Origin of the sequence: Aeromonas sp. HMWF015 (genome assembly GCF_963878965.1) — a bacterium.
In the GTDB taxonomy this organism is placed as follows: Bacteria; Pseudomonadota; Gammaproteobacteria; order Enterobacterales; family Aeromonadaceae; genus Aeromonas; species Aeromonas veronii.
Window position 1 is genome coordinate 3,024 of the sequence record NZ_CAWNZT010000325.1, and the last position, 2,279, is coordinate 5,302.

Below are 2,279 nucleotides of genomic sequence, written 5' to 3' on the forward strand. Positions count from 1 at the left end.
CAACATGAGCCAGACCGCAGCCGGTGATCTGGTGGAGGTGATCGGGCAACTGCGGCGCAGTGTGGCCGGAGAGCTGCAGCACTTCGAGGCGCCCCGTTCGTGGATGGGCAGCGAGGGGGTGAATATCTTCGGGCTGCTGCTCCAGCTGATGAACGTGGTGGAGCAACTGGCCGCAACCACCGCGAGCCATACACACGGCGGGCCAGCCCCCACCAATGCCGAGACGTTCAATGGCCAGAGCAAGCAGGCCGGCCAGTTGGCTGATGTCCTATCACCTATGATCGAATAAAAAGAAAGGGCCATTAAGGCCCTTTCTTTTGCTCAAACATTTCACTGTTTAGCTTATCTTTCAGCTCCTCAAAAGACAGTTTGTCCAGAGCCTGATCCAGTTTCATGAGGCCATGGGCCGCACAATTTTGTGAATAGAGTTCTTTTCCAAAACGCCAGCTAGTCTGTTTGACATAGCACTGCTCCCAACCTAACCGCTCAATGCTCGACATACTGACTTTCTGTGTCAGATAGCCGAAAAAACCAGCGAGAACGACTAGCGACATGACAATCACCAGTCGCTGCTTGCCAGCTTTAGAGGAGAGATTGGGCTCGGGGATATTCTTAGATAACATCAGCTTTCCCCCCGCATACAGCATGAAGGGAGCGGCAAGCAAGCCAATGAAGATTGCAAACCATCCTCGCCAATCATTCATTCTGAATGGGTCATCTGGTGTCTGTGCTACTAGCGCAGTAAATTCAGCACCAAATACCATGGCCATCCAGAGACTTGTACACCCAAAGAGGAACACAACCAAACCACTGGCCCGCATTTGCCATGAAACCTTTACCGTCATTCGAACTTCGCCTTAACCGCTTGCTTCATCATGTCTGAAAGTTTCGCCTCTTCATCAACAAAGTCGATTACCTTGCCAGCGGTGATAGTGGCTAAAGCAAACACTGTCCCTGTTAGCAAAATACCTGGGCCGAAAATTGTAGCAACAACGCCAGCCGCAATGATACCCACACCATTCGCTAGCGTCCCCTTCACGAGATCAATCCCTACATTACTGAAAAGATCCACCATCGTGGCCTCATCCCGAACAATGTAGTCAATGACATTAACGGAAACAGAGAATACAACATCAGCTAAAAAACCCATCTTGACCAAGTGAGCATTGGCTTTTGCACCTACACCCAATCGAAGGATTTTCGGATTACTCGCCTTCCAGATATTACCCGGGATCGTTTTGTGAACCTGTTTGTAATTCTTGATGATCGTATAGGGCTCACCGTTAATAACCTTGGTATACGCAATTACCCCCATACCACCTAACCCCTTGGCGGTGGAATGAGCAAGACGAATTCTCTCACCTGCATCTTTAATAGACTTGGCATTCCCCAAGTTATCTTTGGCATTGAGTTCTTTCCAAAGAGCCTGGAGTTCCTCGAATGTCAGGACTGCAACCGTTTGGGACGGCTGCGTATAGATAACATCGAGATTCTCACCAGTTAACGGATTGTAGGGGGGCCAAAAGCCAGGGGATGAGGCAGGTATCTCGACGGGGGCGGGTTGTGTCGTCATAGCGGACATGGCGGCTGCCCGAGCTGATGGAGCTCCATCACCAACAGTGACAGTCCCCCCACCAATGATCACCCCACCACAACTGACACTCTTTCCGGTAAATGCGAGTGGCTTTCCATTTACAAAAACTGTTGCCGAACCTTCTGCTATAGCTCTTGGATGTTCGGGTGTATTTGGCTTGTCGTGAGGTTCAAGGGGATCGCCGACTCGCGCGGCAGGGATACCATCAATAAAGACGTCTGGAGAACCTGAAAGAATCTTGGTTGGTGGAAAACCATCATGGTCGGTTCCAATATCTCCGACCTTAGCCGCATTCCCCATAACTCCTCGCTCCTATTCATTTCGACAAGAGCGAGCCACTCTAAGGAGTTACAAAAGACTCCGTCAAAGTTATAAACCGGAAGTTTTGAGTCATGTCTCAAACCCAACCAACTAACGACAAGATCTGACCAATAAAATGAGACTGCCTGACAGCACCAAAGCATGGCCAGGGAAAGGCGCCGCATGTATGGGCACCGTCAGGCAGGCGCACATCATACGCGAGGCACAGAGCCGAGCACAGCAGCAAGAGCACAACGGAGAAGCCCACGGCGGCGTCTGCGCCACGGAATCCGCGCTCATCCGCTCCCGCCTGCGGGCTTCACCGGTAAAAATTTTTGCAAAAGTGGATTACCGCAAAACCATATGCCCAGACCGCGCCAGATAA

At 51.0% G+C, this 2,279-nt stretch carries 2 protein-coding genes and 1 pseudogene; 1 reads left to right on the plus strand and 2 read right to left on the minus strand.

The features are described 5' to 3' along the window. A pseudogene (locus AACS18_RS23575) lies at positions 1-289 on the plus strand (hypothetical protein); the annotation flags it as partial. Between the two features lie 13 nt (positions 290-302). On the opposite strand, the gene AACS18_RS16190 reads toward AACS18_RS23575, so the two are convergent. Next, entirely contained in the window at positions 303-845 is a 543-nt protein-coding gene (locus AACS18_RS16190) for a hypothetical protein (protein WP_108612710.1), read from the minus strand. Further along, positions 842-1,894: a type VI secretion system PAAR protein gene (locus AACS18_RS16195; protein WP_233267163.1), complete on the minus strand. Its 1,053-nt coding sequence runs from the start codon at positions 1,892-1,894 to the stop codon at positions 842-844. The genes AACS18_RS16190 and AACS18_RS16195 overlap by 4 nt, the downstream gene beginning before the upstream one ends. Between the last annotated feature and the right edge of the window lie 385 nt (positions 1,895-2,279).